This is a genomic window from Streptomyces sp. MZ04 (assembly GCF_004684775.1).
In the GTDB taxonomy this organism is placed as follows: domain Bacteria; phylum Actinomycetota; class Actinomycetes; order Streptomycetales; family Streptomycetaceae; genus Streptomyces.
The window spans coordinates 1-2597 of sequence record NZ_SRIC01000503.1 but is presented as its reverse complement, the minus strand read 5'-3'; the positions used below and the strand labels follow the sequence as shown (position 1 = coordinate 2597).

Annotated in this window: 2 protein-coding genes; both read right to left on the bottom strand. The window is 71.6% G+C overall.

What is annotated here, in order from left to right; genetic code table 11:
* On the bottom strand, window positions 1–1150 hold a 1150-nt coding region (locus E2651_RS42495), incomplete at its 3' end, for a TIGR03364 family FAD-dependent oxidoreductase (RefSeq protein ID WP_135336611.1).
* A 54-nt stretch (window positions 1151–1204) separates the two neighbouring features.
* Window positions 1205–2597, bottom strand: a 1393-nt coding sequence (locus E2651_RS42490; protein ID WP_348541709.1) for an MFS transporter, incomplete at its 5' end; no start/stop codon positions are given.

The window sequence follows — 2597 nt, the reverse complement described above, 5'->3', positions numbered from 1 at the left end:
ATGAGCGTCTCGTGGGCTCGGAGATGTGTATAAGAGAACAGCCGTTGACGACGGTGACCCCCGGCTCGGGGCTGACCACGAGGTCGTTGCGGCCGTCCCGCAGCGACGGGTAGTAGCCCGCCCACCGCTCGGTGATCCGCGCGTCCGGCAGTTCGGCGAAGGTGGCCAGGTAGCGCATGACCGACTCGTTGATCTCCTCGTCGAGGAACGGATCATGCGCCATCGCGTAGGCATGGCTGTCGCCGATGGTCAGGCGCCCGTCGGCGGTCTGCGACAGCAGGACGTGGACGCCGTGCTCCCGGTGGAAGGGCAGCTCCTCGTTCAGCCGGGCCTCCAGCGCGGCGCGTGCCGTGAGGCCGTCGAACGCGCCGTAGTGCAGCAGGGTCAGGCCGCCGCACAGCATCGGGCCGAGCTGCCTGCCGCCCGGTTGCGCGCCCGTCCGCATCATCTGCAGCTTGCAGCGGACGACGCCGCTGTCCACGAACACCTCCGGGTAGAGCGTCGCGAAGTCGTTCCCGCTGCACACATAGACCTGGTCCGCCTCCCAGTCCCCGTCCGTGGTCGAGACCCTGGGCAGGTCGATACCGCGGACGGTCGCGCCGAAGCGCACGTCCACGCCGTAATCCGTACGCAGATGTTCGGCGACCGCCGGGATCGCGCGGCGCGGGTCGACATTGACCTCGGTCGGGCTCCACATCGCGGCGAGCAGACCGTCGCCGCGGGCCACGTCGCTGCGAGCCAGGGCCTCGCGCGGGGTGAGCAGCCGGGCGCCCTGTTCGCGCGCGGGGGCCGATACGGCGAGGAACTCCTCAAGGACGGCGACCTCGTCGGGGTGGTGGGCCAGATGCAGGGAGCCGGTGGGCCGCGCCCACATGCCGGTCTTCTCGGCCGTCTCCAGCCAGATCTCCCGGCTGCGCAGGGCGCGTTCGTACATCGCGCCGCGCTGCTGTCCGACCGCCCAGATCATGCCGAAGTTGCGGATGGAGGCGCCGACCGCGCGTTCCTCCCGCTCGAAGAGCACGACGCGGTGGCCCCTGCGGGCGGCGGCGAGGGCGTGGGCGAGGCCGACGATGCCTCCGCCGACGACGACGGTGTCGGTGCGGTGGACGGTCGTACGGGTCGTACGGGTCGTGCCGGTCGTACGGGTCATGCGGATCCCCTTCGATACGTCGATGTGGCGGGCGGCCGCGGTGCGCAGGACCCGTCAGGCCGCCGTACGCGGCAGCCGGTTCCAGTGCGGCAGCATCAGCAGCCCGGCGAGGAACGCCGCCACCGCGAAGATGGTGAACAGGGCGCCCCCGGACAGGAATCCGGGCAGCAGACCGCCGAGGATGGCGCCGACCGAACCACAGCCGTTGACCAGACCCGCCGCGGTGCCCGCGGCGTCGTCGGTGCCGAAGTCGACGGCCGCGACGCACGAGATCATCGAGTCGGCCGCGTACACCGAGAGGCCGATCACGGCGAGGACGGCGATCAGCACGCCCGCGCTGCCGGTCGCGGTGAGCGGCATGAACAGGGCGAGCGCCACGGTGAGCACGCCGAGCGCCAGGGCGCAGGGCGGCACCCGGCGGGAGCCGAAGACGCGGTCCGACAGCCAGCCCACGGCGATCGGCGCCACCACACCCGCGACCCCGAAGGCGACCGGGATCAGCGTGGCCCCCACCTTGTCGACCTCCGGGAGCCGCCTGCTGACCAGGACGGGACCCCACAGCAGGATCGCGTAACGGGCGGGCTTGAGCAGGAAGTAGGACGCGCCGAGGGTGAGCACCATGCGGTCGCCGAGGGTCCGCCGGTACAGGGCGAATCCTGAGCTGCGGGCCGGCTCGACGGGATCCGGCTCGCCCTGGGCAGGCAGCTCCGCCCCCGCGATCCCGAAGTCCCCCGGCTCGTTCCGCTGGAGGGCGACGAAGACGACGAACACCACGGCGAGCGAGGCGGCGCCCCCGAGGAACGCCGCATGCCAGTTGTCGAACAGGGAGTACGCGATCCACCCCAGGAAGGGTGGCGCGGCGAGGGCGCCGAACGCGTAGTTGGTGCTCCACAGCCCGAGGATCCGCCCCCGCTCGGCGGGCAGGAAGAAGTTGCCCATGTTCTTGCACAGCGGCGCCCACCCGGCGGACTGCGCGAGCCCCTGGACGACCATGGCCCCGCCGAAGACGAGCAGCGCGCTGCCGACCCCCATCACACAGGCGGCGCCGATCGCGCCGAGCATCCCGCCGATGACGACGACCCGCGGCCCGAACCGGTCCGCCCACATGCCCCACAGGAACTGCCCGACCGCGTAGGCGGCGAGATAGACCGCGTCGATGACGCCGAGCGCCCGCTCGGTGAGCACCGAGCCGACCGCCGGATCGTCCAGGATGCCGAGCTTGGCGACGGAGAAGGCCTGGCGTACGAAGTAGAAGCCCGCGTACGCGAGCCAGGTGACGACGAAGATACGTCGCCGAATGCGCGCCCCGCGGGCGGAACTCAGCAGCGGGGAGACGGAGTTCAGGGCTTCCTTGGTGGTGACGTGCGGCTTGTTTCCCGGTGAAGGTGGCTGTGGTGGTGCGAGGTCGGCCATGGCGGGGTCCTGTCCTCGGCAGAGCGGATGGGGC